Source organism: Paracoccus sp. NBH48 (assembly GCF_015390265.1).
Lineage (GTDB): Bacteria > Pseudomonadota > Alphaproteobacteria > Rhodobacterales > Rhodobacteraceae > Paracoccus > Paracoccus marcusii.
The window spans coordinates 65117-90284 of the sequence record NZ_VUOJ01000011.1 but is presented as its reverse complement, the minus strand read 5'-3'; the positions used below and the strand labels follow the sequence as shown (position 1 = coordinate 90284).

General features: G+C 59.0%; 28 protein-coding genes and 3 pseudogenes. 18 read left to right on the top strand and 13 right to left on the bottom strand.

The window, feature by feature from the left end; all coding sequences use genetic code 11:
- The first annotated feature begins 121 nt into the window (after positions 1 to 121).
- From F1642_RS14330 to F1642_RS14320, 3 genes and pseudogenes are all read left to right on the top strand, one after another.
- Positions 122 to 1239: pseudogene (locus F1642_RS14330) on the top strand (IS5 family transposase).
- Between the two features lie 575 nt (positions 1240 to 1814).
- Positions 1815 to 2831, top strand: a complete 1017-nt coding sequence (locus tag F1642_RS14325; protein WP_194886540.1) for a 1-phosphofructokinase family hexose kinase — start codon at positions 1815 to 1817, stop codon at positions 2829 to 2831.
- The gene (locus tag F1642_RS14320; RefSeq protein ID WP_194886539.1) at positions 2828 to 3634 is read left to right on the top strand and encodes an inositol monophosphatase family protein; all 807 of its coding nucleotides are present in this window, start codon (positions 2828 to 2830) and stop codon (positions 3632 to 3634) included. The genes F1642_RS14325 and F1642_RS14320 overlap by 4 nt, the downstream gene beginning before the upstream one ends.
- 799 nt (positions 3635 to 4433) lie before the next feature.
- Here F1642_RS14320 and F1642_RS14315 read toward each other — a convergent pair.
- The 5 genes from F1642_RS14315 to F1642_RS14295 all read right to left on the bottom strand — a co-directional run bounded on the left by F1642_RS14315 (position 4434) and on the right by F1642_RS14295 (position 6886).
- Entirely contained in the window at positions 4434 to 4727 is a 294-nt protein-coding gene (locus F1642_RS14315) for a type II toxin-antitoxin system RelE/ParE family toxin (protein ID WP_194886538.1), read from the bottom strand.
- Entirely contained in the window at positions 4715 to 4999 is a 285-nt protein-coding gene (locus tag F1642_RS14310; RefSeq protein WP_084693731.1) for a CopG family ribbon-helix-helix protein, read from the bottom strand. The genes F1642_RS14315 and F1642_RS14310 overlap by 13 nt, the downstream gene beginning before the upstream one ends.
- Before the next feature lie 302 nt (positions 5000 to 5301).
- Positions 5302 to 5595: an HU family DNA-binding protein gene (locus tag F1642_RS14305; RefSeq protein ID WP_045999880.1), complete on the bottom strand. Its 294-nt coding sequence runs from the start codon at positions 5593 to 5595 to the stop codon at positions 5302 to 5304.
- A gap of 346 nt (positions 5596 to 5941) precedes the next feature.
- On the bottom strand, positions 5942 to 6139 hold the full coding sequence (locus tag F1642_RS14300; RefSeq protein ID WP_157020436.1) for a hypothetical protein: 198 nt from the start codon (positions 6137 to 6139) through the stop codon (positions 5942 to 5944).
- A gap of 123 nt (positions 6140 to 6262) precedes the next feature.
- Entirely contained in the window at positions 6263 to 6886 is a 624-nt protein-coding gene (locus tag F1642_RS14295; RefSeq protein ID WP_045999883.1) for a hypothetical protein, read from the bottom strand.
- 401 nt (positions 6887 to 7287) lie between these two features.
- Here F1642_RS14295 and F1642_RS14290 point away from each other — a divergent pair, with 401 nt between their 5' ends.
- The 7 genes from F1642_RS14290 to F1642_RS14260 all read left to right on the top strand — a co-directional run bounded on the left by F1642_RS14290 (position 7288) and on the right by F1642_RS14260 (position 11555).
- Positions 7288 to 7623: a hypothetical protein gene (locus F1642_RS14290; protein ID WP_194886537.1), complete on the top strand. Its 336-nt coding sequence runs from the start codon at positions 7288 to 7290 to the stop codon at positions 7621 to 7623.
- A gap of 109 nt (positions 7624 to 7732) precedes the next feature.
- A complete protein-coding gene (locus F1642_RS14285) occupies positions 7733 to 8179 on the top strand; it encodes a DUF421 domain-containing protein (protein WP_194886536.1) in 447 nt (148 codons plus the stop codon).
- A 316-nt stretch (positions 8180 to 8495) separates the two neighbouring features.
- Positions 8496 to 9011, top strand: coding sequence for a ferritin-like domain-containing protein (locus F1642_RS14280; RefSeq protein WP_194886535.1), 516 nt, complete (start codon positions 8496 to 8498; stop codon positions 9009 to 9011).
- 60 nt (positions 9012 to 9071) lie between these two features.
- Entirely contained in the window at positions 9072 to 9569 is a 498-nt protein-coding gene (locus tag F1642_RS14275; protein ID WP_194886534.1) for a ferritin-like domain-containing protein, read from the top strand.
- Positions 9570 to 9657: 88 nt separating this feature from the next.
- The gene (locus F1642_RS14270) at positions 9658 to 10482 is read left to right on the top strand and encodes a manganese catalase family protein (RefSeq protein WP_194886533.1); all 825 of its coding nucleotides are present in this window, start codon (positions 9658 to 9660) and stop codon (positions 10480 to 10482) included.
- A gap of 280 nt (positions 10483 to 10762) precedes the next feature.
- The gene (locus F1642_RS14265) at positions 10763 to 11245 is read left to right on the top strand and encodes a DUF4142 domain-containing protein (RefSeq protein ID WP_194886532.1); all 483 of its coding nucleotides are present in this window, start codon (positions 10763 to 10765) and stop codon (positions 11243 to 11245) included.
- 4 nt (positions 11246 to 11249) lie between these two features.
- Positions 11250 to 11555 (top strand): patatin-like phospholipase family protein, encoded by a 306-nt coding sequence (locus F1642_RS14260; RefSeq protein WP_194886531.1) that lies wholly within the window; start codon positions 11250 to 11252, stop codon positions 11553 to 11555.
- Positions 11556 to 11781: 226 nt separating this feature from the next.
- Here F1642_RS14260 and F1642_RS14255 read toward each other — a convergent pair whose 3' ends face one another.
- A complete protein-coding gene (locus F1642_RS14255; RefSeq protein ID WP_206692788.1) occupies positions 11782 to 12231 on the bottom strand; it encodes a thioesterase family protein in 450 nt (149 codons plus the stop codon).
- A 67-nt stretch (positions 12232 to 12298) separates the two neighbouring features.
- On the bottom strand, positions 12299 to 12646 hold the full coding sequence (locus F1642_RS14250) for a DUF883 family protein (RefSeq protein WP_194886530.1): 348 nt from the start codon (positions 12644 to 12646) through the stop codon (positions 12299 to 12301).
- A gap of 437 nt (positions 12647 to 13083) precedes the next feature.
- On the opposite strand from F1642_RS14250, the gene F1642_RS14245 reads away from it, so the two are divergent.
- Both F1642_RS14245 and F1642_RS14240 read left to right on the top strand, forming a co-directional pair.
- Complete coding sequence (locus tag F1642_RS14245; protein ID WP_194886603.1) at positions 13084 to 13290, top strand: cold-shock protein; 207 nt, start codon at positions 13084 to 13086, stop codon at positions 13288 to 13290.
- Positions 13291 to 13507: 217 nt separating this feature from the next.
- Positions 13508 to 13873 (top strand): response regulator, encoded by a 366-nt coding sequence (locus F1642_RS14240; RefSeq protein WP_194886529.1) that lies wholly within the window; start codon positions 13508 to 13510, stop codon positions 13871 to 13873.
- Between the two features lie 104 nt (positions 13874 to 13977).
- Here F1642_RS14240 and F1642_RS15075 read toward each other — a convergent pair whose 3' ends face one another.
- Positions 13978 to 14439 carry a YsnF/AvaK domain-containing protein gene (locus tag F1642_RS15075; RefSeq protein ID WP_206692787.1) on the bottom strand — a complete coding sequence of 154 codons (462 nt, stop codon included), beginning with the start codon at positions 14437 to 14439 and terminating at the stop codon, positions 13978 to 13980.
- Positions 14440 to 15242: 803 nt separating this feature from the next.
- On the opposite strand from F1642_RS15075, the gene F1642_RS15070 reads away from it, so the two are divergent.
- The 3 genes from F1642_RS15070 to F1642_RS14215 all read left to right on the top strand — a co-directional run bounded on the left by F1642_RS15070 (position 15243) and on the right by F1642_RS14215 (position 18303).
- Complete coding sequence (locus tag F1642_RS15070; protein WP_206692786.1) at positions 15243 to 16331, top strand: HWE histidine kinase domain-containing protein; 1089 nt, start codon at positions 15243 to 15245, stop codon at positions 16329 to 16331.
- A gap of 109 nt (positions 16332 to 16440) precedes the next feature.
- Positions 16441 to 16866, top strand: coding sequence for a response regulator (locus tag F1642_RS14220; RefSeq protein ID WP_194886528.1), 426 nt, complete (start codon positions 16441 to 16443; stop codon positions 16864 to 16866).
- Positions 16867 to 17307: 441 nt separating this feature from the next.
- A complete protein-coding gene (locus tag F1642_RS14215) occupies positions 17308 to 18303 on the top strand; it encodes a chemotaxis protein CheB (RefSeq protein WP_194886527.1) in 996 nt (331 codons plus the stop codon).
- 122 nt (positions 18304 to 18425) lie between these two features.
- On the opposite strand, the gene F1642_RS14210 is transcribed toward F1642_RS14215, so the two are convergent.
- From F1642_RS14210 to F1642_RS14190, 5 genes are all read right to left on the bottom strand, one after another.
- The gene (locus tag F1642_RS14210) at positions 18426 to 18950 is read right to left on the bottom strand and encodes a chemotaxis protein CheB (RefSeq protein ID WP_206692785.1); all 525 of its coding nucleotides are present in this window, start codon (positions 18948 to 18950) and stop codon (positions 18426 to 18428) included.
- Positions 18951 to 19073: 123 nt separating this feature from the next.
- Positions 19074 to 20189 (bottom strand): PAS domain-containing sensor histidine kinase, encoded by a 1116-nt coding sequence (locus F1642_RS14205; RefSeq protein WP_194886526.1) that lies wholly within the window; start codon positions 20187 to 20189, stop codon positions 19074 to 19076.
- Positions 20190 to 20921, bottom strand: a complete 732-nt coding sequence (locus F1642_RS14200) for an alpha/beta fold hydrolase (protein WP_255522476.1) — start codon at positions 20919 to 20921, stop codon at positions 20190 to 20192.
- Between the two features lie 456 nt (positions 20922 to 21377).
- Positions 21378 to 22463 carry a catalase family protein gene (locus F1642_RS14195; RefSeq protein WP_194886524.1) on the bottom strand — a complete coding sequence of 362 codons (1086 nt, stop codon included), beginning with the start codon at positions 22461 to 22463 and terminating at the stop codon, positions 21378 to 21380.
- A gap of 131 nt (positions 22464 to 22594) precedes the next feature.
- A complete protein-coding gene (locus tag F1642_RS14190) occupies positions 22595 to 23653 on the bottom strand; it encodes an alpha/beta hydrolase (protein ID WP_245008544.1) in 1059 nt (352 codons plus the stop codon).
- Between the two features lie 176 nt (positions 23654 to 23829).
- Here F1642_RS14190 and F1642_RS14185 point away from each other — a divergent pair.
- The 3 genes and pseudogenes from F1642_RS14185 to F1642_RS14175 all read left to right on the top strand — a co-directional run.
- Positions 23830 to 24060 (top strand): annotated as a pseudogene (locus F1642_RS14185) (DDE-type integrase/transposase/recombinase); the annotation flags it as partial.
- 13 nt (positions 24061 to 24073) lie between these two features.
- Positions 24074 to 24278: pseudogene (locus F1642_RS14180) on the top strand (DDE-type integrase/transposase/recombinase); the annotation flags it as partial.
- Positions 24279 to 24634: 356 nt separating this feature from the next.
- Positions 24635 to 25060, top strand: coding sequence for an HD domain-containing protein (locus tag F1642_RS14175; RefSeq protein ID WP_194886522.1), 426 nt, complete (start codon positions 24635 to 24637; stop codon positions 25058 to 25060).
- The last annotated feature ends 108 nt before the right edge of the window (positions 25061 to 25168 follow it).

The window sequence follows — 25168 nt, the reverse complement described above, 5'->3', positions numbered from 1 at the left end:
TTGTCTCTCGACGTGGTTTACGGATGATCCACCATCTGCACGATATCGGGCGGGAATGATAATGCGCGGGACGGACGAGAGGAGTGGATCGCTGTTCAGCTATGGTGATCTTGAAGATTGAATCCCCGTCTAGCACCCACTGCGCAAAATCTGGCAGGTGGTGAATGATGCTCTGGCCAGTCTCACTGCGGAGTTCGAGGCGCTTTATTTCAACTTTGGCCACCCATCAATTGCGCCGGAACGGCTGATCCGCGGCATCCTGATCCAGATCCTGTTCTCTATCCGGTCGGAGCGGCAGTTGATGGAACAGATGCAGTATAACCTCATGTTCCGCTGGTTTGTCGGCCTCGGCATCGATGATCCGGTCTGGGTTCCTACCATGTCCACCAAAAGCCGCGACCGGCTGCTGACGACCGAGATGTCGCGCAAGGTGATGGCGGCGATCTTGGCGCATCGCGAAGTCGCGCCGCTTTTATCTGACGAGCATTTCTCGGTCGACGGCACGCTGGTCAAGGCCTGGGCCTCCATGAAAAGCTTCCAGTCGAAGGCAGAGAGTGCCCTGTCAAAGGATGAGGGGCCGGATGATCCGCTCAGATACGACATCGTCGCAGACCAGCCCGTCCAACCCCAACCCCAACCCGAACTCGAGCCAAACCTGATGCCCCGCGCCACCAGCACCGCAATGCCAAGGTCAATTTCGGGGGCGAGAAGCGTTCGAACGCCACGCCTGTCTCGACCACCGATCATACGGCTCGGCTCTACAAGAAATCGCCAGGCACCTGGGCGGTGCTATGCTTTATGGGGCATGCGCCGATGGAGAGCCGCTCGGGCCTGATAGTGCAGGGCGACCTGACCCGGCCAGACGGTCATGCCGAACGACACGCCGCGCTGGACATGATCCATCTCCACTCCCCCGGATCGGCTCGGCGCCTGACGATGGACACGGACAAGGGCTACGCCGCCGCGAGGTTCATAGCTGACCTGCGCAAAGCCTATGTGACGCCACATGTCGCACAGAAATTGCGCCATTCAGAAATTGACGCCTGCACGACCCGCCACAAGGGCTATGCCCTCTCCATCCAGCATCGAAAGCGGATTGAAAAGGCCTTCGGTTGGATGAAAACCATCGGCGGCATGGCGCAAACCGTCTATCGTGGAGTCGAGCACGTGCGGTCCCGCTTCATCCTGACGCTGGCCGCCAACAACCTTGCCCGACTGCCCCGCGTGCTGGCCGCATGAGGCCGCAGGGGGAAAACCGCGCTTCGCTTGGAGGGGTCGTGAACCGTGGCATCTGCCGTCAGTTCCGAAGACCCTTAGGAAGGCCGTTCCTGATTAGAGACTAATTCAGCGGCCTGTTAAGCATAATACCCGAATTAAAATCAATATTATGGTTTCTGCGTTTCCGCATTTCTGATCTCCTCCTTCTTGGACACTAGAAAACGTCAAATCGTAGTTTCCGTCACTGCTAGATTTTCAGCGGTAGCTTAATCGTTAAATATCTTTGTCTTGATCTGAATAAGCTCGAGTAAGCCGAAGGGGCCTTGTACTACGGCGTGCAGAAAATTGAGTGAAAAAGCGGCCATCATGAGGAGTAATAGCGATTGGCCACGTTTGATCCGCAGGACCATTTATCCTCCTGTAGGTTACTGTCGGGCAGTTTGACAGGAGATGCATCTCACCGAAACCCAATGGGCTGTCGTCGTAAACGGCAGCGCGGCTGACCCATGATTTCATAGCGCGTGGCTTGAGGAGCGGACCCATAGCAGCTGACCAATCGTTTGCATGTCAATGAGACAAGGATTGGACACACCGGCATGCCAACTAAGAACATTGACCCATCAAATCCCGACGAACAATCTAAGGGCGCTTCGAGCAGCAATCTGTGCGTGTTTGCGCCGTGGCCGTTGATCACGGTTGCGATCGAGGCCTCCCCGGAAGACGGCTCCGACGATATCGTTGTCCGGGCAGGAGGACAGGGCGTTTGGGTCGCGCGAATGGCGGCGTCCCTTGGTGCCCGCGTCACCCTCGTCGGACCATTCGGCGGAAAGATCGGGCGAGCAGCGGCGGTCATGTTGCGTGACGAGGGCATCGCCGTGCGATCGGTGGACGTTGCCGGGTCGAACGGTGCCTATATTCATGATCGACGCGGTGGCGAACGGGTGCAGATTGCAGAGATGCGGCCGGCAAGGTTGGACAGGCATGAGGTTGATGATCTTCTGGACGCGCTCCTGACGGAGGGGATGCGCTGCGGCACGGTCGCCCTGACCGGTCTGCGGGACGGCGAAGTCTTTGACCCTGCACTCTATGGAACTGTAGTGCGCGATCTCGCAGCAAACGGCGTGGAGATCATCGCTGATGTGGCAGGCGCGCCTCTCAAGGCGATCGACCAGGGAATAGGGGTCCTGAAGATCAGTCATGAGGAGATGGTGGCGGACGGCTATGCGACCGATGGTTCCTGGTCGGCCATCGCCGCCGGGATGGACCGGCTTGTCGATCGGGCGCGCGATATCGTCGTCTCCTGTGCCGCTCGCGGAACTCTCGCCAGATTTGACGGAAAGTTCTGGCTCGCGACACCACCGAACGTGACGCCACGGGATCACACAGGTGCCGGGGATTCCATGACGGGTGGTTTGGCTGTCGCACGCACACAGGGCCTCAGCGTCAGCGACGCGCTGCGACTGGCCACCGCAGCAGGCGCCCTCAACGTGACCCGGCGCGGGCGCGGCACCGGTGCTGCCATGGATGTCGATGTGTTTCGGGACCATGTGAAGGTCCGGGAGGTGGATCCCGCGGATCTCGATTTTGAGGACAAACGGAGCGCTCAACAATGACCATGGAGAACCCGCCGATCGACGAGCTGCAAAGGATCGAAAGCCTTGCTGCGGAATTGGCCGCCCTCGCCGGGGCCGATATCCAGTTCGCCTTGGGGAAGGCGATGCAGGTCAGCTACAAAGGCGCGCCCGGGTGGATGCGCGATCCGGTTTCCGAGGTCGATCACGCATGTGAGGTCATGATACGAGCGCGCTTGGCCGAAGCCGCGCCGGGTCACGATATCATCGGTGAAGAGATCGACGACCGCCCGGGACGAAATCATGACTGGGTCTGGGCCATCGATCCGATCGATGGGACGGCCAACTTCGTATCGGGTCTGCCGATGTTCGCAGCATCCATTGGCGTGCTCTATCGTGGCCGTCCGGTTGTCGGCGCGCTGTGGTGCTCAGCCACCCATGCGCTGCGCCCCGGTGTCTACTCCGCTCATATCAACGGCTCCCTGAACTTTGATGGTGCTGAATTCGTGCGGCCAGATCGGGCGCAGGTCCGTCGAAGCCTTGTCGGCACGCCGCAAGGCGGGACGGCGGAACCCTTCGACACACGGCTGACAGGGTCGGCTGCGATCGAATGCGCGTTTGTCGCCGCTGGCCTGCTCGCCGGCACGCGGCTTGGCGCTCCGAACCTCTGGGATGTGGCTGGAGGCGCGGCGCTAGTGCTGGCAGCCGGAGGCGACGTCCGCATCCATACGGCGGAGGGATGGGTCCCGTTCGCTAGCTTCGAGGGGCCGGACGGTGACCTTGCCCGATGGCGCGCGCCGATGGCACTGGGAAGGCCGGATGCGCTGGAGGCTCTGTTGGCGTGAACGCTCGTTGGTGCTGCTCTACTTTCGCAATCTTGGATGAGGGCCGGACGACAGGCGTGGATGCGGACCGGCCCAGGACCGTGGATGGGGTCTCCCGTCCCGCGGATGGGCAGGCTTGTCGGGTTCATTGATCGGGTGATCGAAGGTCACCCCTTGCGCCGTGGGATGAACGGGGGAGGTGAACTCCCCGCTTGGATGCAGCATTTCAGTCGGAGGCTTAACTTTACTGTTCATCTTGAGATATTAGCTCGGACGGTAAGAAAATATAACCACGATCGTGATGCGTATGGAAAGTGCGCTCCACCCGAGATGCCAGGTTTCAACCAAGTTCCTTTTCATACCGCTTGTGCCGGTTTTTGCGCTTGGCGGCCTGTCGCGCATCGGAGGTCTTATTTTCATGGCACCGCGTTGGGGCTGGAAATGGACCTCCTGGTATAAGGAACACTGAACGTTGCCGCGCTTGCAGTGCTCATCATGGCTATCGTCGTGGTGTTCCACTTCGAGCTGGGCGCGGTCACTGTGCTGGCGATCTGTGCATTAGCTGAGTATGGATTGAGGATGGCCGGCGTTATCTGACGACATAACAATGGTTATAGAGCTTATTGGTGAGGCAGGGTGGGTTCTATTCTGAAACGCGACAAGCCATGATTTGCTGAGCTTTCGCGGATCGAGGAGTTCTCCCGTGGCATCGCTTCTCACCCTGCCGAGCGCTGCATCACTGCGGGTATGCTGCAGCGAAAGATCAGCGTGGCGGACATCGATGTTCAGCCTGGACGGCATGCGAAGCTACCCTCCCGGATCATAAGTATCCTGTCTCACGCTGATGCCTGATCGCCAGAACGACGGCCTGTTTGCCGTCCACCTGATAGAGGACCGTATAGCCGCTGTCCCCAAACGCGATCAGCCACTCCCGGAACTCCGGGGCCATCTTGTCGGCCGGGCGCCCTACGCCCGGCTGCGCGGCTACGATCTGCATGCCCTCCCGGATGGCCCGCACTGCGCGGGACGCGGCATCCGGGTTTTTGGAAGCCAGAAACCGATAGCACCGCTGGACGCCCTGCAGCGATTTCGGCGTCCAGATCAGCTGTGGCATTCAGGCGGTTCTACATCCTGACCAGCTTCGAGCTGAGCCAACCAGTTGTCCGCCTCGGCATGAGACACATGCAGGCCAGTGGTCTGATAGGACGCCCATGCCGTCAGCGCCTCCTGCCGAAACGCCTCACGCTTTTCCTCGCGTTCAACATACTGAGCGATGGCCTCCCGCATCAGGTAATGCGGGGTACGGTTTTGTGCTTTGGCAAGTTCCCGCATCCGGGCATGAACCTCGGCATCCAGCTTTACGGCAACAGGGTGAACGGCAGCCATGAAGTCCTCCGAGTGCGCATGGTATTACTTCATTATACCATCGATACGTGGCGCCGCCAACGGGGCATCTTGTCCCCATTCGCCGACGTCGCAAGTCTCGCCTGATCTTTCTGACCGGCCGCTTGGGCCCGCATAGCAGTCCTGGAGGCCCGGGATCGGAATGCCCACTTTGTGGACCTTACTCATTCTAGACACCTGATCTTCTCTCAGGGTCTTTGACCAGCAGGTTGGCGCGGGTCATTCTATAGCTCAAAACGCTTCGCAAGGCTGCGGGCATCGGACGCTGATCGCGATGAGCAGGACTAACCAGGGGTTTTTGAGCCGTTGAGCTGCTCCAAAAGGTGCTTGGAAGCCCTGAACCGCGGAACTTGCTTGTTCTCCACCTGCACAGGTTCTCCGGTTTTAGGATTTCGGCCCATTCGGGCATCCCGGATCTTGCTGGCAAAACTCCCGAACCCCCGGATCTCGACCCTCTGACCCTGGGCGAGACGGTTTGTGATCTCGTTCAGGATCGAGTTGAGAGCGGCCTCCACCACAGGTCGGGATAGATGAGGGTAGGTCTCCATGAGCTTTCCTACCAGTTCCGAGCGGATCATGGTCAACTCCTTCTTCCCGGGAGGATATGAGCAGGCATTCTGAAGCTTGGCCAGCCGGGAATTGTGAAGTTCAGTCCCTGAACTGGATTCCGATGCCTTCCGGCGTCTCGCTCACCTTCACTGTCGCGATCCCGTCCCCGTTGGACAGATCCACGCTCACGCCATCAAGGGTCGATGTCACCTTGACCATGCGCCAGGGCGGGCATTCAAAAGACATGCATCCTGCCATGAATGTCCCTGAGGAGGACGACTTTTTGCCATCAAGGTTCTCTGCATGTGACACGCTGTGCTCTGACCCTCAGACTGGATGGCCGAAGGGTTCAAAGTCATGTCCAGTTCTCTGCGCTCAGAACTTTATCAGACGCAAGGCCATGGCGACCTTCGCCTCGATCATACGTTCGAGGTCATCATCGGGTTCTGAACCGGTCATCTGGTTGCTCTTGCTGGCCTGCCGATCCTTGTTCTCCCTGTGATCGAGCTTCAAGGAGAGCGAGGTCAGATTCTGAGGTTCAGAGGTTTGAGGCCTTTGTCTTGCGAATGTCATGGTAACCCCCATGGTTCTGTGACCCCACAACACTCTCATCAACCTTTTCCCGCTGTCAAATCTGCCCGAAACCTTCGGCGGGTCTGAGCCGAAAGCGCAATGAACTTGTAGGATAGCTCTGCCTCAATGGTCTGCGGCTTGGCTTCTGATTTGATCGTGAAGCCTGAACCGTTCGCTGCGTGATCGCAGTTGTTCTGTTGCGGCTGCTTCAGGCCTTATGGTCCACCTTCCATTATCAAAATGCGCGATAAAGGTGCGTTTCGCTCCGACCAAAAGATCGTCGGACAAGTGGTCTCCAATCACGAGGATTTCGATGCTGACCCGGTCTGTTTCCGCCTGCATGGGACTCGCCTCACCTTCCGCTCTGGTGCGGTTGATAATGCTGTCGAACGTGCCGATCGAAGCGTAGTCACCCTGCTTGAGAGGCCCCTGGAACGTTTTGTTTCTTGGGTCCGCGTTGTCCCCTAAGTCAATCTTATAGTCCGTGATCGAATGTTGCACTTCCCTGTCGCCCCATCTCAGGGTCGCATGGACACTTTCGATATAAACGGCTTCCGAACTCATGTTGCTGATAAAGCAAGCTGCGTCCAGTTCGGAGCCAGCAGCTTGGTTGATAACGATTTTTGATCGGCGCTGCCGCCGAAAGCTTTGCAGAAAGACCTGGAGATAAGCGATCCAGACGAAGAACATAGCAACGTTTGCAACAGCATTTATGACATCACTGTTGGCGGAAATCCATTCAAGCATCACGGCTCCCTTTCTGTCTTCCGCTTAACAGGCGCTACATCGTTCTGTTCCTGCCGTTAGCTCTTCAAACGTCACCCGGTTGGTTCCGCTGATCTGACACACGGGGCGGAGATTGGGACGCTGCCAGTGAAAGGCAAACCTGTTTGACAGGCGGTCTGCCTCTCAGCCGTATGCTCAGGTCCGTACAGTTTCGACACGAGAAGCGCCCAAAGAAGTCCTTCGCCCCAGATCGATATCACCCTGATAGGCCTGGGAAGCGCTATCTGCGGAACCGCGTAGCTGCCCGGACGGTTCGGAAACGGGAAGATGCTTTGGACGATGAGCCAATGATCGAAGACATTAGCATTCCGCCAGTGCGTGAGGACGGCCTCCAACTGCAAGAAGAGCGAAGGATCCAGAGGGTGTTCTGGACCGTCCAGCGCGTGTCATGGTTCCTGTTTGGCGTTGTCTGTCTTGTTGCGCTGCTGGGTTTTACGGGCAGCGGCGGCGTGTTTCAGAAGCAGACTGTCTATTTTGCCGATGCCGTCGTGGAACTCCCACGTATCACACGGTGGGAAGCCTCGGATGATCTCTCTATTCGCTTCACGACGCCGCAAGCGGCTCCTGAGCTCACCATTGCGCAGCCCTTTTTTGATCTCTTCTCCATCGAACGCATTCAACCCGAACCACAGGAGACCGCGCTTGCGTCCTCTGCGCAGCGCCTGCAATTCGTGGCAGAGGGGGGCGCCGCCTCATGAGGTTTCCATCAGTATCCGGTCCATGCATTTCGGCCGTGCAAGCTTCGACATGACCATAGGCGGGGAGACGCGGATGGTCGGCATTCTTGTTCTTCCATAAGAGGTTCGAATGGATTCAGTCATCCGCGGCCTGGCCGTCTACTTCGTGCTGCTGATCATCGCCCGCCTTTCGGGTCGCCGCACCCTGGCGCAGACAACCCCATTCGATTTCGTCCTGCTGCTGATCATCGCGGAAACGACCCAACAGGCGCTGTTGGGTGACGATTTTTCAATCATCAATGCTTTCGTGCTGATCGTCACGCTTTTCGCGGCAGACGTATCGTTGGCATTTCTGAAAGGACGATCGGCACGGCTGGCGCTTTGGCTCGACGGGGCGCCCACGGTTCTCATCAGCAACGGTACGATCGACCAAGAAGCTTTCCGGCGCGCGCGGGTGAGCGTTGCGGATGTGCTGGAAGCCGCAAGGGCGCAGCAAGGGGTCGCATCGCTCGCAAAGATCGATGCCGCCGTGCTGGAGACCAGCGGCGGCATCAGTATCATTCTCAAGGACGTTTAGAGAAGTGGAACGTCCGCTTCGTTCCGCATAGCAGACTGTCCAAGATGACGGTCGATACGCTACCATACGGGACATAGCGGTTGTCGGAGGCGTTACAGACTGCGAACGCGATCCACGATGATGGACGGATTAACGTGACCGGGGGACATCCGGACCATCGCAAGACGCTTTGATCTAGACACGACCCCTGCCAGCAAGAAGTCACGACGGCGTCATGACCGGCACCATATGGTGACAAGGAACCAAATGCCCATAGCAAAGCTTCTTCACCACGGAAGCCAGAATACCGGAGCAAATCTGGCAACAAGGAGTTCGCATGACAAACGTCACATCCGCGCACGACGTCTTCATCATTGGATTGAAGAACGCACACGCGATGGAGAACCAGGCCCTTTCGATCATGAAGCCCCAGCTTTCCCGGATCGAGCATTATCCGGAAGTGGCGGCTCAACTGGACCTACACATCCGTGAAACCGACAACCAGATGCAGCGCCTTGAGCAGATCCTTGCAGAGGTCGATGAATCCCACTCATCATTGAAGGATGCAGCCCTGTCGTTCACCGGATCGATGGCCGCACTGACCCACTCCATGGCAAGCGATGAGATCCTCAAGAACAGCTATGCGAACTATGCGTTCGAGCATTTCGAGATCGCCGCATACATCTCGCTGATTACCGCGGCCGAGGAAAGCGGTGCAACGCAGGCCACTGCGCTCTTGCGTCAGAACTTGGATGAAGAGCGCCGCATGGCGGGCTGGATCGAGGAAAACCTGCCGGCCGTCACGCGGGCGTACATCGGCTTGTCGGCCAGTGGCGAACGCGCCGACGTCTGATCGGCTTTCAAATTACATTCCGCCCGCTGAAGGGCAATCCCAAGCATCAGGAGAGAACCGATGGCTGACAAGACCCTGGAGACGCTGTTTCACGAAACGCTGAAAGACGTCTACTATGCCGAGAAGAAGCTGACGACGAACCTGCGCAAGATGGCGCGTGCTGCCCAAAACCCGGAGTTGAAGGCTGCGTTCGAGCAGCATGAGGAAGAGACGCAGGGCCAGGTCGAGCGCCTGACGCAGGTGTTCGAACTGATCGGGAAGCGCCCGCGCGGCAAGACCTGCGACGCGATCGAAGGCATCATCTCGGAAGCATCCGAGATCATGGACGAGTTCAAGGGCAGCCCAGCCCATGACGCGGGCCTTCTGGCCGCTGCTCAGGCTGTCGAGCATTACGAGATCAGCCGCTACGGTACACTGAAGGCTTGGGCGGAGAAGCTGGGCATGGACGAAGCTGTGACGCTTCTGGACCAGACACTCCAGGAAGAGACCGCCACGGACGAGAAGCTGACCATTCTGGCCGAGGCTGTCAACACTGCCGCAGTCGGCGAAGCAGCCTGACGTCCTACAAAGGCCTGCCCATCCGGGCAGGCCTTTTCCATAACAAGTCACGCTGATCCTGCATCCCCCTCAGACGAGTAGAGAGATCATGTTTTACACAGATAACAAGCTTCAGTACCCCGTCCGCGTCGACGCTCCAAACCCGCTGTTTGCCCGCGCCCTGCAACAGGCGATTGGTGGTGTGGAAGGCGAAATCCGCGTTGCCATGCAGTACTTCTTCCAAGCCTGCGGTGCCCGCGGCAATCCGAAATTCCGCGACATGCTGATGAACACCGCGGCCGAGGAGTTGGGGCATATCGAGATGCTGGCGACGGCCGTGGCCCTCAATCTTGAAGGGGCCCCTCTGAGCCTGCAGGAAGAAGCGGCAAAGGACTCGGCCGTCAATGCCATCATGGGCCGAATGAACCTGAAGAACCTGCTGTCCTCCGGTCTGTCGGCGATGCCCGTGGACTCGGACGGCGTGCCGTTCGACATGTCCCATATTTACGCCAGCGGCAACATCGCCGCGGACATGACCGCGAACATCGCAGCCGAGTCCACGGGCCGCACCCTGGCTGTGCGCCTCTACAATATGACGGACGATGCCGGCATGAAGGACATGCTGCAGTACCTGATCGCCCGCGACACGATGCATCAGAACCAGTGGATGGCGGCGCTCGAGGAACTGGGTGGCTCCACCGGCGCCTTTCCGATCCCGAACAGTCATCCCCAGAGCGAAGAAAAAACCGAGTTCAGCTACGCCTATCTCGGCTTTCAGGCAGATGGCAGCGAACCGGCAGAAGGACGGTGGTCGCAGGGTGCCTCGATCGATGGAAAGGGCGAGTTCACCATCCAGCCGATGGCTCCCCTGGGACAGGTGCCCGATTTGGGCAAGGCAAAGCCCAAAAGCGGCGCTCAGGCCGAACAGATGTAACAGGATGCTCAAGGCTTAGCGCACAGCACACCGCTACGACACTCCAAAGCAGCCGCACGGGATTTCGATTCCGCGCGGCATTTTCTTAAAGTTTAGATAAGACCACCTGTACGCGGTCATGCTGCCCAAATTCATGTGTTGCAAACACAGAGCCGACGGGCCCTAAACGGCGCCGGCAGCCTCATTCTCTAATACCGGAACAAGACGACGGCGGCTCCCATCAGCGGGAACATTCGCTCACGTCGCCGGTTGCCGGACCCCCACCCAACAGGAGGATCCGATGAACCGCCGAACCGTCTTTGCGATCACGTCCGCCGCCGCCATCCTGCCCTATGCTGGTCTGGCGCTCGCCCAAACCCCTGCCCCCGCCGATGATGGCAAGCAGCCTATCCTGCTCGCCGGCAACTTTTCGCTTTTGGCGAGTCAAATCGCCGTCGAACGCGCCTCGTCTGACGCGGTTCGCACCTTTGCCGCGCTGGAGGCCAGCGAGCAACAAGCCATCGCAGCGGCCTTCGGAAGCGCGCCGGGCAACCAGGTAGCCGCCGATCATGCCGCCACCATCGAAGACCTGCGGGCAATGCAGGCAGGCGAAGAATTTGACCGGATGTACGTGGACAGCCAGATCACTGCCCATGAGCAGGTCAGGGCCCTCCACGCTGCCTATGCCACGGACGGCAGCGATCCGATGGCAAAGGGCGCGTCAATGATTGCCGTACCGGCCATCGATTCACATCTGGCCATGCTGCGCATGATCAGAGGCTGACGAAATGGAGACCTGGCCATGCCTTTCCGGCGGAAACGCTCTGGGTGCCTTTCATGCTGGCGCGTGGAAAGCGATCCAGGACGCAGGACTGAGCGTCACACGCATGGCCGGCGCCCCGATCGGGGCCATCGTCGCGGCGGTCATGGCGGGGAGTCCGCCCGATCGCCGCGTCGAAAGCCTGCACGGCTTCCGGAACGACATCCCCCGATCGGCCGTATCCGCAGTAGGTTGTGAATCAGAACTTCATGACGCGCAGTGCCAAGGCGACTTTTGCTTCGATCATCTGTTCGATGTCTTCATCAGGGGTTGATTTGGTCCTCCGTCTGATCATCTTGGCGTGGCAATGACTGCTTCCAGTATGCTGGAGCTTTGGGACGAGTGTAGGTAGCTGTCGCGGCTTAGTCGTCAGGCATCGTTTCTGTGGCGTGATCATGGCAAGCCCTACGGTTCTATGACCTGTCGATCATCTCATTGCCGCGGTGGGGCCGTCAAACTCGAACAAGACGTCCGGCGGCTCTAAGTCGACACTCGGCTTGTCAGTCTGGCTGTTCATGAAAATCGACCGGTCGACCATCATTCGGCAGGAAGGCACGAGCAATGTCACTGGCGATCCGGCGCGGCCGCCGTGTGTTCGCATCGACGCAGCACCAGGAACTGCGCACCTCTGCCACCAAATCATTTCCACGCTTGAACAGGGTCGTGAAGGAAGCGCGCGTTCCGCGCGTTGCAGTGGCCATGACATGCGCCTCCACCTGGTCCTCCAGAAACAGTGGCAGGCGATAGACGATCACATGTTTCAGAGCCACCCAGAGGAGTTCAGTCTGCGCCTGCGGCGGACAGCGGTACTGCCAATATCGAACGACGGCTTCCTGCACCCAATGAAGATAGACGGCATTGTTGACATGGCCCATGGCGTCGATGTCCTGGGTCGTTATTTCAATAGGGTGGCAGAACACGAAAGCTGTCGCTGTTGGCATGGTGTCCATGTCTTTTCTTATCTGACTCACCGCCGATAATTGGCCCACGGTTGCGACCTGCCAATCGACGGTATGTTCAGCGGCGGGCGACCAGCAAGCCCAGGAGCACACCCACGCCTGCTGCAAGCCCCAAGGCCTGAACCGGGTAGCCGCGAACAAGGTCGCGTGTTTCCTCGTAACCCAGTTCCGCATAGAAAGCGGCTTCCTGCGCACGCTGTCCGCCAGCCTTGTACAGCCGTTTGGCATGATCCTGTCCCGCCTTCCGAAGAGGGCCGACATACTCGCGACTGACGTTCAGAGCCCCATTGGCAAGGGCTGCCCCCCGCTCAACCAAGCCAGCGGTGCCTGTCTCGTACGGGCCTGACATATCATTGGCAGCGGCATTGACATTGCGTTCTGTTTTGACAGGCGGTTTCTGTACCATCGCGTGGTCCTTTTGTGTGTGTGGGGACGTTGTCCCAAGAACAACAAAACCCCACTGGGGTCTGGTTCCATGGCTTGCAGAAAGGCCGTTTCTGGCTCGCTACGGAGTAAACCCTTTCAAACCGACGGTACCTGACAAAAAACGCACCAGGTCCTGAAGGAGCTGGTGCGCTGCAAGTCTGGTTTTCGAGCAGTGGACAGGACATCCAGCGGTATTTCTCGATAAAGAGACAATAGTCGCGGCATGGCTGTTACTCTCCTTTTGCCTCGCGCCGGGGTTGTTGGGAAGTTGTCGAAATGGTCAGGCCATGTGCCGGGTCTGCGCGATAAATAACGGCGCTCTGCGGATCAAGGCTGCATCCGGTTTTCCTCTTTAGCTTGTCGGATCGCGCATCATGGATAATTGTCATGAGGCCAAGGCTCAACATGGAGATCAAGATGCCCAAGGGAACGGTAAAGTGGTTCAACGCGGACAAAGGCTTCGGCTTCATCCAGCCTGACAACGGCGGGACCGATGTTTTTGTCCATATTTCGGCCGTTGAACATGCCGGTATGCAGACACTGAAGGATGGCGCAGCTGTCTCATACGAGTTGGAAACCGGCCGCGGCGGGAAGATCAGCGCGATCGACCTGCGACTGGCATGACCTAGGTCCGCTAAACAGGTAAACCGATAGCAGAACTTGCCACTCGGCAGAGAGGCGGCCCGTGCTCGGGTCGCCTCTTCGTCCGCCGCAGCCCGCCGCTGGCATGTCGCATCGTCACCGTCATCTGAACTTGCTGCGTCGATCGAATGATGCTGGTCCCGCAGGAACAATGCCTCATGGGGGGCTGTTATTCACTGTGGGGTTCAAGAGGGTGATTATGGACAAGCCTGATCTTGCTGGAAGGCATATCCTCGTCGTGGAGGATGAAATCATCCTGAGCCTCGACATCTGCGCGCAGATCGAAGCCTGTGGCGGCGTGGTCATTGGTCCGGCGGCAACACTGGATGATGGATACGCGCTTCTCAGTGCGCAGCCTCAGCCAGATGGGGGCATCCTCAATATCCGGATCGGCAAGAACATGATCTATCCATTGGCCAGCGAGCTGCTTGCGGCAGGGATCCCCATCATCTTCGCAAGCAGTGAGAGCAAGGCCAGCATACCTGACGAATATGCGCGTGTGCCGCTTCTCAGCAAGCCTATCAACATGATGCATATGGCCCAGAAGCTGTTTCCGGCCTCCTGAAAAGTGAGCAGTGCACACTCATGCAAAAAGGGCCGCACGAAGGCGGCCCTTTTGTTCATTATTCTGAAGACGGAGCGAGCCACCGCTGCCAGATTGAAGGGGTATCACTCGCGGGTGCGGCCCCGATCGTCGTGGCCCAAGGTAGAGCGTTCATCGTCCACCTCGACCTCGGTATGTCGAACCGTGTCGGATACTGTTTCCTGCCGCGTATCGCTGGTCTTGCGCAGCCCGATTTCCTCAACGACGCGGGCTTCCTTGGAGACGACGGCCTCCTCCCGATGTTCTTCCGCCTCAAACGTCCGCTCGCGGTAGTCCTCGTCAACGATGGCAGGACGATCCACAGGGGTTTGAACCAGCTCGACGTGCTCATCGCGCAGTTCAACCGTCTCGCTGACCGGCGTTTCTACCATATAGGCGCGAATGCGGACACGGCCGTGACTGGTGTCACGCTTGCCGACACGCAGGGTCTCCTGAACGAGCGGGATCGACTCGTCTGAGGATGCCTCCGAATAGCCGGTGGCAGACTGCCGTTCCATCGCATGGGGGCTGACCTCGTAGCCGCCCACCCCTCGTTGCGCCAACTGGCCTCACGCTCATCGAGGTTCACGGTGCCTTCGTCATCCAGAATGTCCAGAACCGCGTCATATTTATCGCTGGCGAGACCAGACACCGTCAGGAGATGACCGCCTCGGGCCAGGCCTTCAGCATAGCTGTACCGATCCTCGTCAGGCATCAACAGATCGCCCAGACTGTCCCAGAGGCCTTTGCCTTGATCAGCTTGCTCAGTCGCGGTGTCGGTCCTGCCGGAATCCAGGCGGATCTGGCTCATGTCCACGCGAGCCACGAGAAGCCGATCCACGGCACGCTGTGCATCGTCCTGGGTGTCAAAGAGTGCAGAGACGGACATCTCGCCTGCAGTATCAGTAGTGCTTTCATAGGTCATCGTGATGATCCTTTCGTTTCAGGATCAAAAACGGTTTCGGGCTTGGGGATGTTCCCATACGCAGTGGAGCCGGCGGGATTTGGCTTGGTCCGAGGGCTATTATCATACTCTCCATTGGGAGCCTGCCTGGTTAAAAATGAACCAGGGGCGCTGTAGTTCAAACCAGGATGCCGTCGCAGCATAGGCGCGTCCCGGGGCGTCCAAGACGTGCTGCTCAGCTGACGGGTGCACAACCTCTCCTTGGCTTCCGCTTGTAAAGTACGATAGCAGACGAAAGGGGCGGCTGAACAAGACTGCTTGGTGTAGCAGGTGATGACAGCAGGTCCGGCACGGCCCTGAGGAGATTACGGACTATCGTTGTTTCCGGGCATCCTCGCAAATTGGACGTTAGGATAATGGCGGTGCCTGAGGATGGAGAGGCGTGGGATGCAAGACAAGCTTCAAGCCGATGTGGATATCATCGCCTCCATCTCAGCGGTGTCCTCGATCCTCGACGTGGTGTGCCAGATGACGGGCATGGGGTTTGCAGCGGTGGCACGCGTCACCGAAGGCCGCTGGATTGCCTGCGCCGTCAAGGACCAGATCGATTTCGGGCTCGACGCGGGTGACGAATTGCCGGTGGAGACAACGATCTGTCACGAGATCCGGCAGCTCCCTGCCCCGGTGGTCATCGAGAATGTGTCCACGGATGAACTTTACAGCACCCACCAGACGCCACTGATGTATGGATTTCAGAGCTATGCGTCATTTCCAATTCATTTGTCAGATGGCGAGTTCTTCGGCACTCTCTGCGCCATTGATCCCCACCCTCGCTCCCTGAGATCCCCGCAGACAATCGCAACGTTCACGCTATTTGCAGACCTGATAGGCCAGCATCTGGAAGGCGCACGGAAGCTTGCCCAGACTGAACGCCTGCTTGAGGAAAGGCGGGACTGGGAGCGCCAGCAAAGGGTTGTGCAGCGCGAAATGATCCATCGCATGAAGAACACCCTGACCATGGTCCAGGCGGTGGTGACCCAGAGCCTGCGCAACGCCACTTCGCTGGAGGATGCCGCGCGCTTGGTGTCCGACCGGATCCATGCCCTTGGGCGCGCGCAGGACATCCTGACGGAGCACAGGTGGGAGACCGCTGACATCCACGAGGTGGTGCAGGCCGCAATTGCGCCGCATGCCGATGGCGAGCATCGTTTTCTGATAAGCGGGGACACGGCCGCGCTGACCGCGCAGCAGAGCATGGGTCTGGCGCTTGCCCTCCACGAGTTGTCGACGAATGCGACAAAGTACGGCGCCCTGTCGAGCGCGCAGGGCCGGATCCACATTTCATGGACGGTATCGGTGGATCAGGTGCTCATGTTCCTGTGGCAGGAAGTTGGAGGACCCGCAGTTGACACACCCACACGGACGGGGTTCGGTACACGCCTGACCGAGCGTGTTGTGCCCTTCTATTTTGACGGTAAGGCCCAGTTGGACTATGCCCCGAGCGGGGTACGCTATGAGATGACCGGAACCCTGTAGAGACCTCCCGATCTTCTCCGACAGAGCCGCTTGAAGTATACCGGAACATTCTCCTACATCTTCGGTTCGGCTGTTGAACCAAAAAGGTTCCATGAGGAAGAGCCTTCACATGTTTTCTCTGCCGCAACCGAAGGATGCTCGTTTGCCCCACAATGCTACACCTGTTGATGCCGCTCATTGCCCGTGCATCCTTATTGTCGAAGATGAGCCTATCATTGCCATCGACCTTCGGATTATCTTTCAGGATGATGGCTATGATGTGCTTGGGCCTGCCACCTCGGTCGACATGGCCCTGCGACTCCTGAACAATGCGCGGCCGGACCTGGCGGTTCTCGACGTGAACCTTCGGGGCCAATCGGTTGCTCCAGTCGCGGAACGTCTCCGAAGCCTTCAGATCCCTTTCTTCCTCTCCTCGTCCTACGAGGCTGCGCAACTACAGACCGTCACTGTCCTGGCGAATGTGGAGAATGTTCGAAAGCCGTTCGAGGAGAGGCGGCTTCTGGCTGCTGCCCGGCGCGCGCTTGGATCAACATAGACCGTCTGCCATTGTTTGGCGGCCAGGTCGGCATCCCCGCCGACAGCTTTGCAAGCATAGCTGCCTTCGCGATCAACCGGCCCAAGGATGTCGACGTCAGCGAAGTCATCTTCCGCCGAACTGCACAGCAACTGTGAACTGTCGGCGTGGCGGCTGCGATCGCAGCGCCCGTTTGCATTTGAGGGTAACAGAACTACTCTCAACTGGGACCTTTCCAGCGAGATTATGCGGGCAATGCTGCGTTGCCGTACTTCGTCAGAGGACTGGGCGTCCGTTCCTGTCCAAGATGCGGACAGAAGTGTCAACGGCGGCGTAAAAACCGGCCACGCCTTGGGTTGGCCACGACCATGCAGTGCCGGAAGCAAGGAACTGGGCGGTCTCCCGCAGGTTCTGATCTGCAGGTGCACCAGGTGGCCATCAGGCAAGAAAGACGAGAAAAGCATGTCTCAGCGCGCACTGGCGATCGGCGGCTCTACCGGCTCGATACCCGTGATCGAGCAGCTCCTGGGCGGGCTGTCGGTCGATCTCGACATTCCAGTCTTTGTCGTGGTGCATGTTGGTGCTGAAGGTCGTGACTTGCTGGCTGAGATCTTCTCCAAGAGTACGTCATTGCCTGTCACCACGGCGGAGGACGGCGAACCCGTCCTGCCCGGCCGTGTCTACGTCGCGCCCGCAGACAAGCATCTTCTTGTCATCGACGGTTACGTCAGGCTCGGCCGCGGTCCCCGCGAAAACCTCAGTCGGCCTGCGCTTGACCCGCTCTTCCGATCCGTCGCCCTCATGTATGGGTCCGGGGCCATCTGCCTGGTCGTTTCGGGGCATTTGAACGATGGTGCGGCTGGTTTGGCAGCCGTCAAAGATCGCGGAGGGCTTGCCATTGTTCAGAACCCGATGGAAGCGACGGCCCGGGACATGCCCATGGGTGCCCTTGCCGCGTGCGATGTCGATTACCGCACCTGCGCATCGGACCTTGCCGGTCTCGTTGTGACCATTCTGGCTACACCCGCGGGTCAATCCAAACCAATAGCGCCCGACCTTGAGTTGGAGGTCGACATCGCTCTTGGTCGCCCCTGTCTCACAGCCACGATCGCGGAAATCGCAGTTCCGGTTCCGCTTTCCTGCCCATCCTGCGGCGGCGTCCTGTCCGAACTGAAACGTGGGCCCTTGCGCTTCAGGTGTCAGGTCGGCCATGCCTTCAGCGCGCAGTCACTCGCTGCGCAGCAGGAAGGGTCGTTGGACGAGGCCGTGCGGGTCGCTTTGCGAATTGTTGAAGAGCGAGCGACGCTTCTTGAACGCATGGACGCAGACGCGTTGAAGGCCGGACGCTCACATCTGTCGGGCTCCTTCTCCAAGAAGGTGGCTGAACTCCGGCAGTATGCGGAAGTCCTCCGGTCCGCCGCCCTCAATCTGCCCTCAGGCCATATGCCAGAACGCTGACGCACGATGATGAACCCGGTGGCGCCTTGCCCTGCTCAAGCGCCTGGACTTCCTTCAGGCAACCACGTCCTGTCCGGCAGATATGATGTTTTCAACCGCTCGCGCGATCATCTGGACAGATCCTATGACGTCGATTGGCCATCATAAGTGATGGCGTTACCCGGCATATCGACGAAGGGCTTGCTCGGCGTCACAACCATTGTCAGGCCGCCCGCCTTGTTGATCGCTGCAAGGCCGCGCGATCCGTCATCGAGCGAGCCTGCCAGAACAACGCCGATGATGCGCATGCCTCCATTCTCTGCGAGAGAGTTGAAGAGCAGATCGACAGTCCGGTTCCCGTGCATGCGAAAGGGATCGGACACTACCGTGCCGACAGTGCGGGAGATCAGGGTCAGGTGGCTTGCCGGTTCACCAATGTAGACATGACCAGGCCGCAGCCGCTCATCCTCCTCGGCGATGACGACCGGCATGCAGGTGCATCTCTGCAGAACCTGGCGAAGCTGGCTCATTGCGGTCCACGTCCGGTGGAGGACGATCATCACCACGGCATCAAGATCGGACCACTCGTGCAAGAGATCGCGCAGGTCCTGAAGGCCGTCTCCACCCGAGGCTCCGATCGCTACCGTCCAGGGAAAATGCGTCTGCATTGGAGAGATCTACGTGTTACCTGCCCAGATAGCGAGCGGGAAGATTGAGTGCCCGGTCTGACGGAAGCCGCTCTGTCGAAACGGAGCCTTGGTGGCGGGGCCAAGCACCGACAGTCCTGCGGCCTAAGCCGTCCTTTGGCCATGGTTCATCCGGAACGTGAAGCGCGTTTCCTCTTCGTCGGAAGTGACATCAAAGACACCTCCATGGGCCTTGGCGATTTCTGAGGCAATGTGCAGACCAAGGCCGAGGCCCTGGGTATTGCCCTCATGACCACCACGCACGAAAGGCTCGAACAGCCTTGCCATCGACGCGGCAGGTATCGGTGTGCCGTGATTGCTGACCCACAGCTCGAACTTGCCATCCTCGGACGTCGATGCGTGGATGCGCACCGGCCGAGTGGGATCACCGTGGGTCAAAGCATTGCCCAGAAGGTTTGAAACCATCTGCCCGATGCGCCCGGCATCGCACTGCACAGGGTGCTGGACCGAAAGCTCAGTGTGCACCTGGCGATCTGGCTGAACGGCGCGCAACTCGTCGATGGCTTGACGGATCAACGGTTCCAGCGGTTCGTCACCCGTGGTGCTGAGGTCGATACCACCACCCAACCGGTTGCGAGCGAAATCGAGAACGTTATCGATCAGACGCGACATCCGCTGCACAGTGCCCTGCATCAGATGGATGATCTCTGTCCCCTGCTCACTCAGCGGCTCATGTGACAGCATCCGTGTCGCGGCCGAAATCGAGGCGACGGGATTGCGCAGGTCGTGCCCCAGCACTGCTACGAACTGCTCGCGAAGTTCGCCTTGAACCTGTTCCAGCGTCAGGCTGGTTTCAGCCGCAGTACGGGCGGTGATGAGTGCACGCTCGAAATCGCGCCTGGCCGACGCGCGCAGGAATGCGATGCGTGTCAGGCGGCTTCCGGAAGGATCGGCCTTGCTATCGGCACTAAAGAGGACCGGGATCTTCGAGCCGTCCTTTGCCACCAGGTCGAGACTGACTTCTTCCACCCGGCCGCGCAGCTGCAACAGCGGCAAAAGACTGGTTTCGAATAGGATATGTGCCGTCCGGCTGAAAATCGCGTGTGCGGGTTTTCCCTCGAGTTCCCGAGCAGATGAACCGAGCCATCCGGCGAGCGTGCCATTCACTGCAGCAATGCGTCCGGCCTCATTCAAAACAAGGTATCCGCAGGGGGCATCATCAAGAAGGTCGTGCGACGGGTGCGACTGTGCTACGGGCATTCACGCAAACTCTCGGATCGCAGCGACAACCTCGTCAGGCGCGCTGAGGTTTGGGCAGTGGCCGGTGGCACTTAGCAGGACAAGCTCGCTGTCCGCCACGTGATCGCGCACATACTGCCCTACACATTCCGGCGCGATGATGTCGTCACGGCATTGCAGGATCAGGGTACGGGCCGTGACCTTGAGCAGATCCGCGCGGTTGTCGCTTGTAAAGGTGGCCCGCGCAAAGTCATTGGCTATCTGCGGATCAAGACGACAAAAGCTCTCCGTCAACTCCTCACCAAGTTCGGGCCGGCTGGCATTGCCCATGATCGCCGGAGCCACGGAGGCTGACCAGGCCATGGGGTTCTCTGCCAGTGACGCCAGAAGGTCATCCACATCCTCGGCGCTGAACCCGCCGACATAGTTTTCGTCGTCAATGTATCGGGGCGAGGGGCAGACCATCACGAGCGTCCTGAACATCTCTGGGGCGCGGATGGAGGCCAGCGCGCATATCATCGCGCTGACGGAATGGCCAACGAGGATGCCGTCGTGGATGCCCAACTCCGAACCGATCTCGACAAGATCGTCGGCATACCCATCGATCGACGCATATTTCTGCGGGTCATAGGCGCGGACGTCCGATCCTCCGGAGCCGACATGATCGCAGGTCACGACCTTGAAGGCGTTCTCGAAGCGGGGCGCCACGAAACGCCACATGGCTTGGTCGCACCCGAACCCGTGAGCGAACATCATCACCGACGCCCCCGAGCCGCGTATCTTCACGTTGTTTCGAAGCAGCGCTGACAATGGGCACCCAAAACTGATATGAGTAGCTGGCGCTTCCCAAAGAGCGCCGGAAAGCAGCTTATGCCGTGATTTCAGTCAGGTCCACCACTGTAACATCATCAGACCGCGGACAGTTTGTTGAGAGAAATGAACGATTGCGCCACTTAATAGTCGAGAATGTGACACCTATGTGCCCGCGCTCCGTCTTCACATCTTATACATGCCGTAGCATGCAAGGTAGGTCGAGCCCTCCTCGAGGCCCTCATGGAGCGGTTCGCGGCTCCTGTCATTCAGAACTGCCGCTTGGCGCTGACAGAAGGCGGCATCGTTGTCCTGCCCGTTCATTGAACCGGTCAATCTGAGCCACAGCAGCGGGATAATTATAAGGCTCTTGGACCCATACCTTTGGAAACCCGTTCCCTATCTCTCAATGGATGATCCCCGTGGCTCATGGATGGGGCAGCCGTTTACTCGCGCTCTGAACTGAGCCGACTTCTCATAGGTTGGCTTGCGCACCCGGTTAACGGAACCTAGGGGCTGATGCGCTTCGAGCCCCGTCCAGGGAGAGAACCGCATGCCGTCATTGACCTTGTCGATGCGGGATTTCAGCCCGCTGCTCTGTGGGCTCGCGCGAAGGCGTGCGACAGCCATGTATGGGCTTTCCGCCTCATCCCAAATGACCGACGCATCCTCTACGGGCATGGTCCGGGCATTGCGACACAATTGAACACGCAGTTCCCATTCAACGGAATTGTCCTGCATGACCGCATCCACCTCCTCGCGTAGCGCATCCGGCCGCCGGAACGTCGAGAGCGCTTCGCCTGAATGACAGGTGAGGCTATCTGAGACCGGCGCAAGTGACAGCTTGGCAATCCAGTCGCCGTACCGGTAGGGCGTTTGTGTAAAGTAGGTTTCTCCCAAAGGATGGACATTGGGGGCTCCACCCATGGTCTTGAGCGTCGCGCTCTCTCCCCCCACGCTCTCGATCAGCTTCTCAGTCCCGCGCAGCACAGCCGACAGCGCCTTTTTGGCCCATTGTGCGCGATCGGTAGTCTTGGCAAGCAACTTGAGACTGCCAAGGAAAGCCTTCGCATCCGGAGCGGCGAAGGCCGGAGCGTTGACCATGATGAAATCCTGCGTTGATCCCTCTGCCCCGTCCAGGCGCGGACCCTGCACATCCATTATTTTGAGTGCAAAGCCTCTGGGAACGGACACGCTGTCATCAAGGATGTCGCCGGGATTGGTCGAAATCCTGATCAAGGCAGGATGCTTGCCGGGGCGGGCGAACATACCTTGGGCCAGTTCAGGCATTAGATCACCCAGAACCTCAAGCTCTGCTTCGATGACACCATGGGATTTGGCATGCACCGCACGAACGGCATGATCCATATCCGCAGCCGTGGTTTCCATGATGTCTGCAAGCGTTTCATTCAGCTCTCGGATCACCTCCGGCTCATCTTCAGCCTGAGTTTCAATGGTGGGCGAAAAGGGAACTGGCGGGTTCATGTCTGCTCACACTGCTTGATACTGATTTTGCGGAGGTTTTACCTTGCAGCCGGAACGCTGCAGGATGGCTGAAAACGTGCCGATGACGGCAGGAGCCGCGGCACGTCTGGCGTGCCGCGGCCAGAACGCTGTTATTCGGTAGCGGCTGCTTCAAAAGCCTCGCTGAGCTGAGACGTGGCAAGGTCCATCGCCTCCTTTGCCGTGGGCACAACGGCGCCCATGCCGAAGAACTCGTGTGTCACACCGTCGAATGTCTGTTGCGACACAGTGACACCAGCCTCCTCGAGATTTGAGGCGTAGGTTTCGCCTTCCGTCCGCAGGGGGTCGATCTGGGCGTTGATGATCGTGGCAGGCGGAAGCCCCTGGAGGTCGTCGCGCTCAACCAGATCGAGCCGGGGATCGGCAGCCTCCGAGGGATCCGTGAACACCTGCTCGACGAACCATTCCATCGCCGCCTTGGACAAGGGCTGCGCTTCAGCGTTCTCATTGTAGCTTTCAGTCGTCATGTCATCGCCCGCCACCGGATAGACGAGAAGCTGGTGATCCGGCTCTGTCCAGCCGTTGTCACGCGCAGCAATGGCGACATTGGCAGCTAGGTTGCCCCCTGCACTTTCGCCGGCCACGGCCAGACGACTGACATCACCGTTCCACTGTCCTGCATTCTCGATGATCCACTCATAGCTCGCGACGGCGTCCTCATGCGCAGCGGGGAACATATTTTCAGGGGCCTGACGATAGTGCAGTGAGACGACAAGGGCCTTAGCACCGGCAGAGAGTTGACGGGCCGAAGCATCATACGTGTCGATGTCCGCGATGACCCAGCCTCCACCATGCCAGTAGACGATGACCGGAAACGGCCCCTCACCTTCGGGGGTATAGACCCGGGCATTCACGTCGCCCGCGGCGCCGGGAACTGTCACATCGGCGGTGGTGATCGCTTCCAGCGCCGGATCGGGCGCGATCCCGCGCTCCTCCATAACGGCCATCACCGCGTCAGCCGGCGTCGGTTGAGCCCGTGTTTCCTCGACCGAAAGGGTGCCGATCGGCTTCGCGCCCAGCTCTGTCAGCTTGTTCAGGACGGCCTGCATGTCCTCGGACGGTGTCGCCATTTCGGCAGTCTCATCGGCGGGCGCCTCCTGCGCGGAGAGCTGCAGCGGCAACAAGGCGGACGCCGCGACTGCGCCAAGCATGTAGCCAGCCGTTGTCAATGTACGCATATTGGTCAATCTCCTGATGTTGGCACGTGTTGGTGCTCCAACCGGGCAATGTCCAAAACGTTCCTGCGGAAATAAATTAGCAGGAGAGATGATCTTGCCTCAGTTTTGCTCGGCGCAGAACTCGTTGGCCTTCCGAAGATCACGTGGCAGGCTTTGTTTATCTTGCCTTCGTCATCGACACCTTTGCTGATCGCATCATGGGCTGGCGGGTCTCGCGGTCTGCCAAGACAAACCTTGTTCTCGATGCCCTCGAGCAAGCTCTGCATGATCGACGGCCTGTTCAGAAGAGCGGATCGATTCACCACTCCAACCGCGGCAGGCAGTATGTATCTATTCGATACAGTGAGCGTTTGGCCGAAGCAGGCATCGAACCATCGGTTCGAGATGGTGTGGACCAAATACTTCAACAACCTGGTCGAGCAGGACCACCGCTTCATCAAGCGCCGGGTGAGGCCGATGGTCGGGTTCAAGAGCTTCACGTCAGCCGCGTCAGCTATCGCAGCTATCGCAGCTATTGAGCTGGTGAAAATGATCCGAAAAGGCCAGTTTTAGACCGGAACTCCGCCCATTTCAGCAGTTCTGTCTGCTGGCTGCCTGAAGGACAGGATAAAGACAGCCAGTTTTTGCTTCTTGCTCATTTTTCGGCACAACCATGTCCATGTCCATGTCCATGTCCATGTTCTGTCGCGGCGCCTCGTCTCACTGCGGAAATCGTCACAACCTGCAGGTCCGTTTTATCACGCAGATGCTGCCCGATAGCGGTCGCATTAATGGAGGGTCGGTAGGAGGGAGCAGTTCTGTCGCGCTCTGCCGTGCTCCGTTTCCAGTGAACTGGAACAAAAATGAAGAGCGGCTGTTGACGGATCTCCCTGTTGTGACTGGCCCTGCCCTTAAAGGCCGGGCTTCTTTCTTATGAACAGCGAGAGCCGCAAGACCTGACGGGAGAAAGACGAAATGGATATCGAGCGGGCAATTCAAATAGCCGCTGATGCGCATCGCGGACAGAAGGACAAGATGGGTCAGCCCTATATTCTGCATTCTTTGCGTGTCATGGCCGCCTGCTCCAGCGAGGCAGAGCGGATCGTGGCCGTGCTTCACGACGTGGTCGAAGACAGCGAATGGACCTTGGACGCGCTGCGCCAAGAAGGCCTGAGCGGGGATCTGGTTGCGGCTGTTGATGCCATGACACGACGCGCGGGCGAAACCTATGCGGACCTGGTTGACCGTGCGGCGCGCAATCCGATCGCGCGCGCCGTCAAGATTGCCGATCTGCGGGACAACCTTGATGCCTCCCGCCTCGTTGATTCGACGGATGCCGACCAGCAGCGGGCTAGGAAGTACAGCGAGGCACTCAACATGCTCGGCCTGCCATCTGACTGATCCAGGTTAAACACGATGAAAGTCAGATCGCTGCGTCCGCGCGACAAGGAGCAGCGCAGTTCCCCGCAATGGACGGCTCTGGAACCTTCACGAGGACGCTGTGTTGCG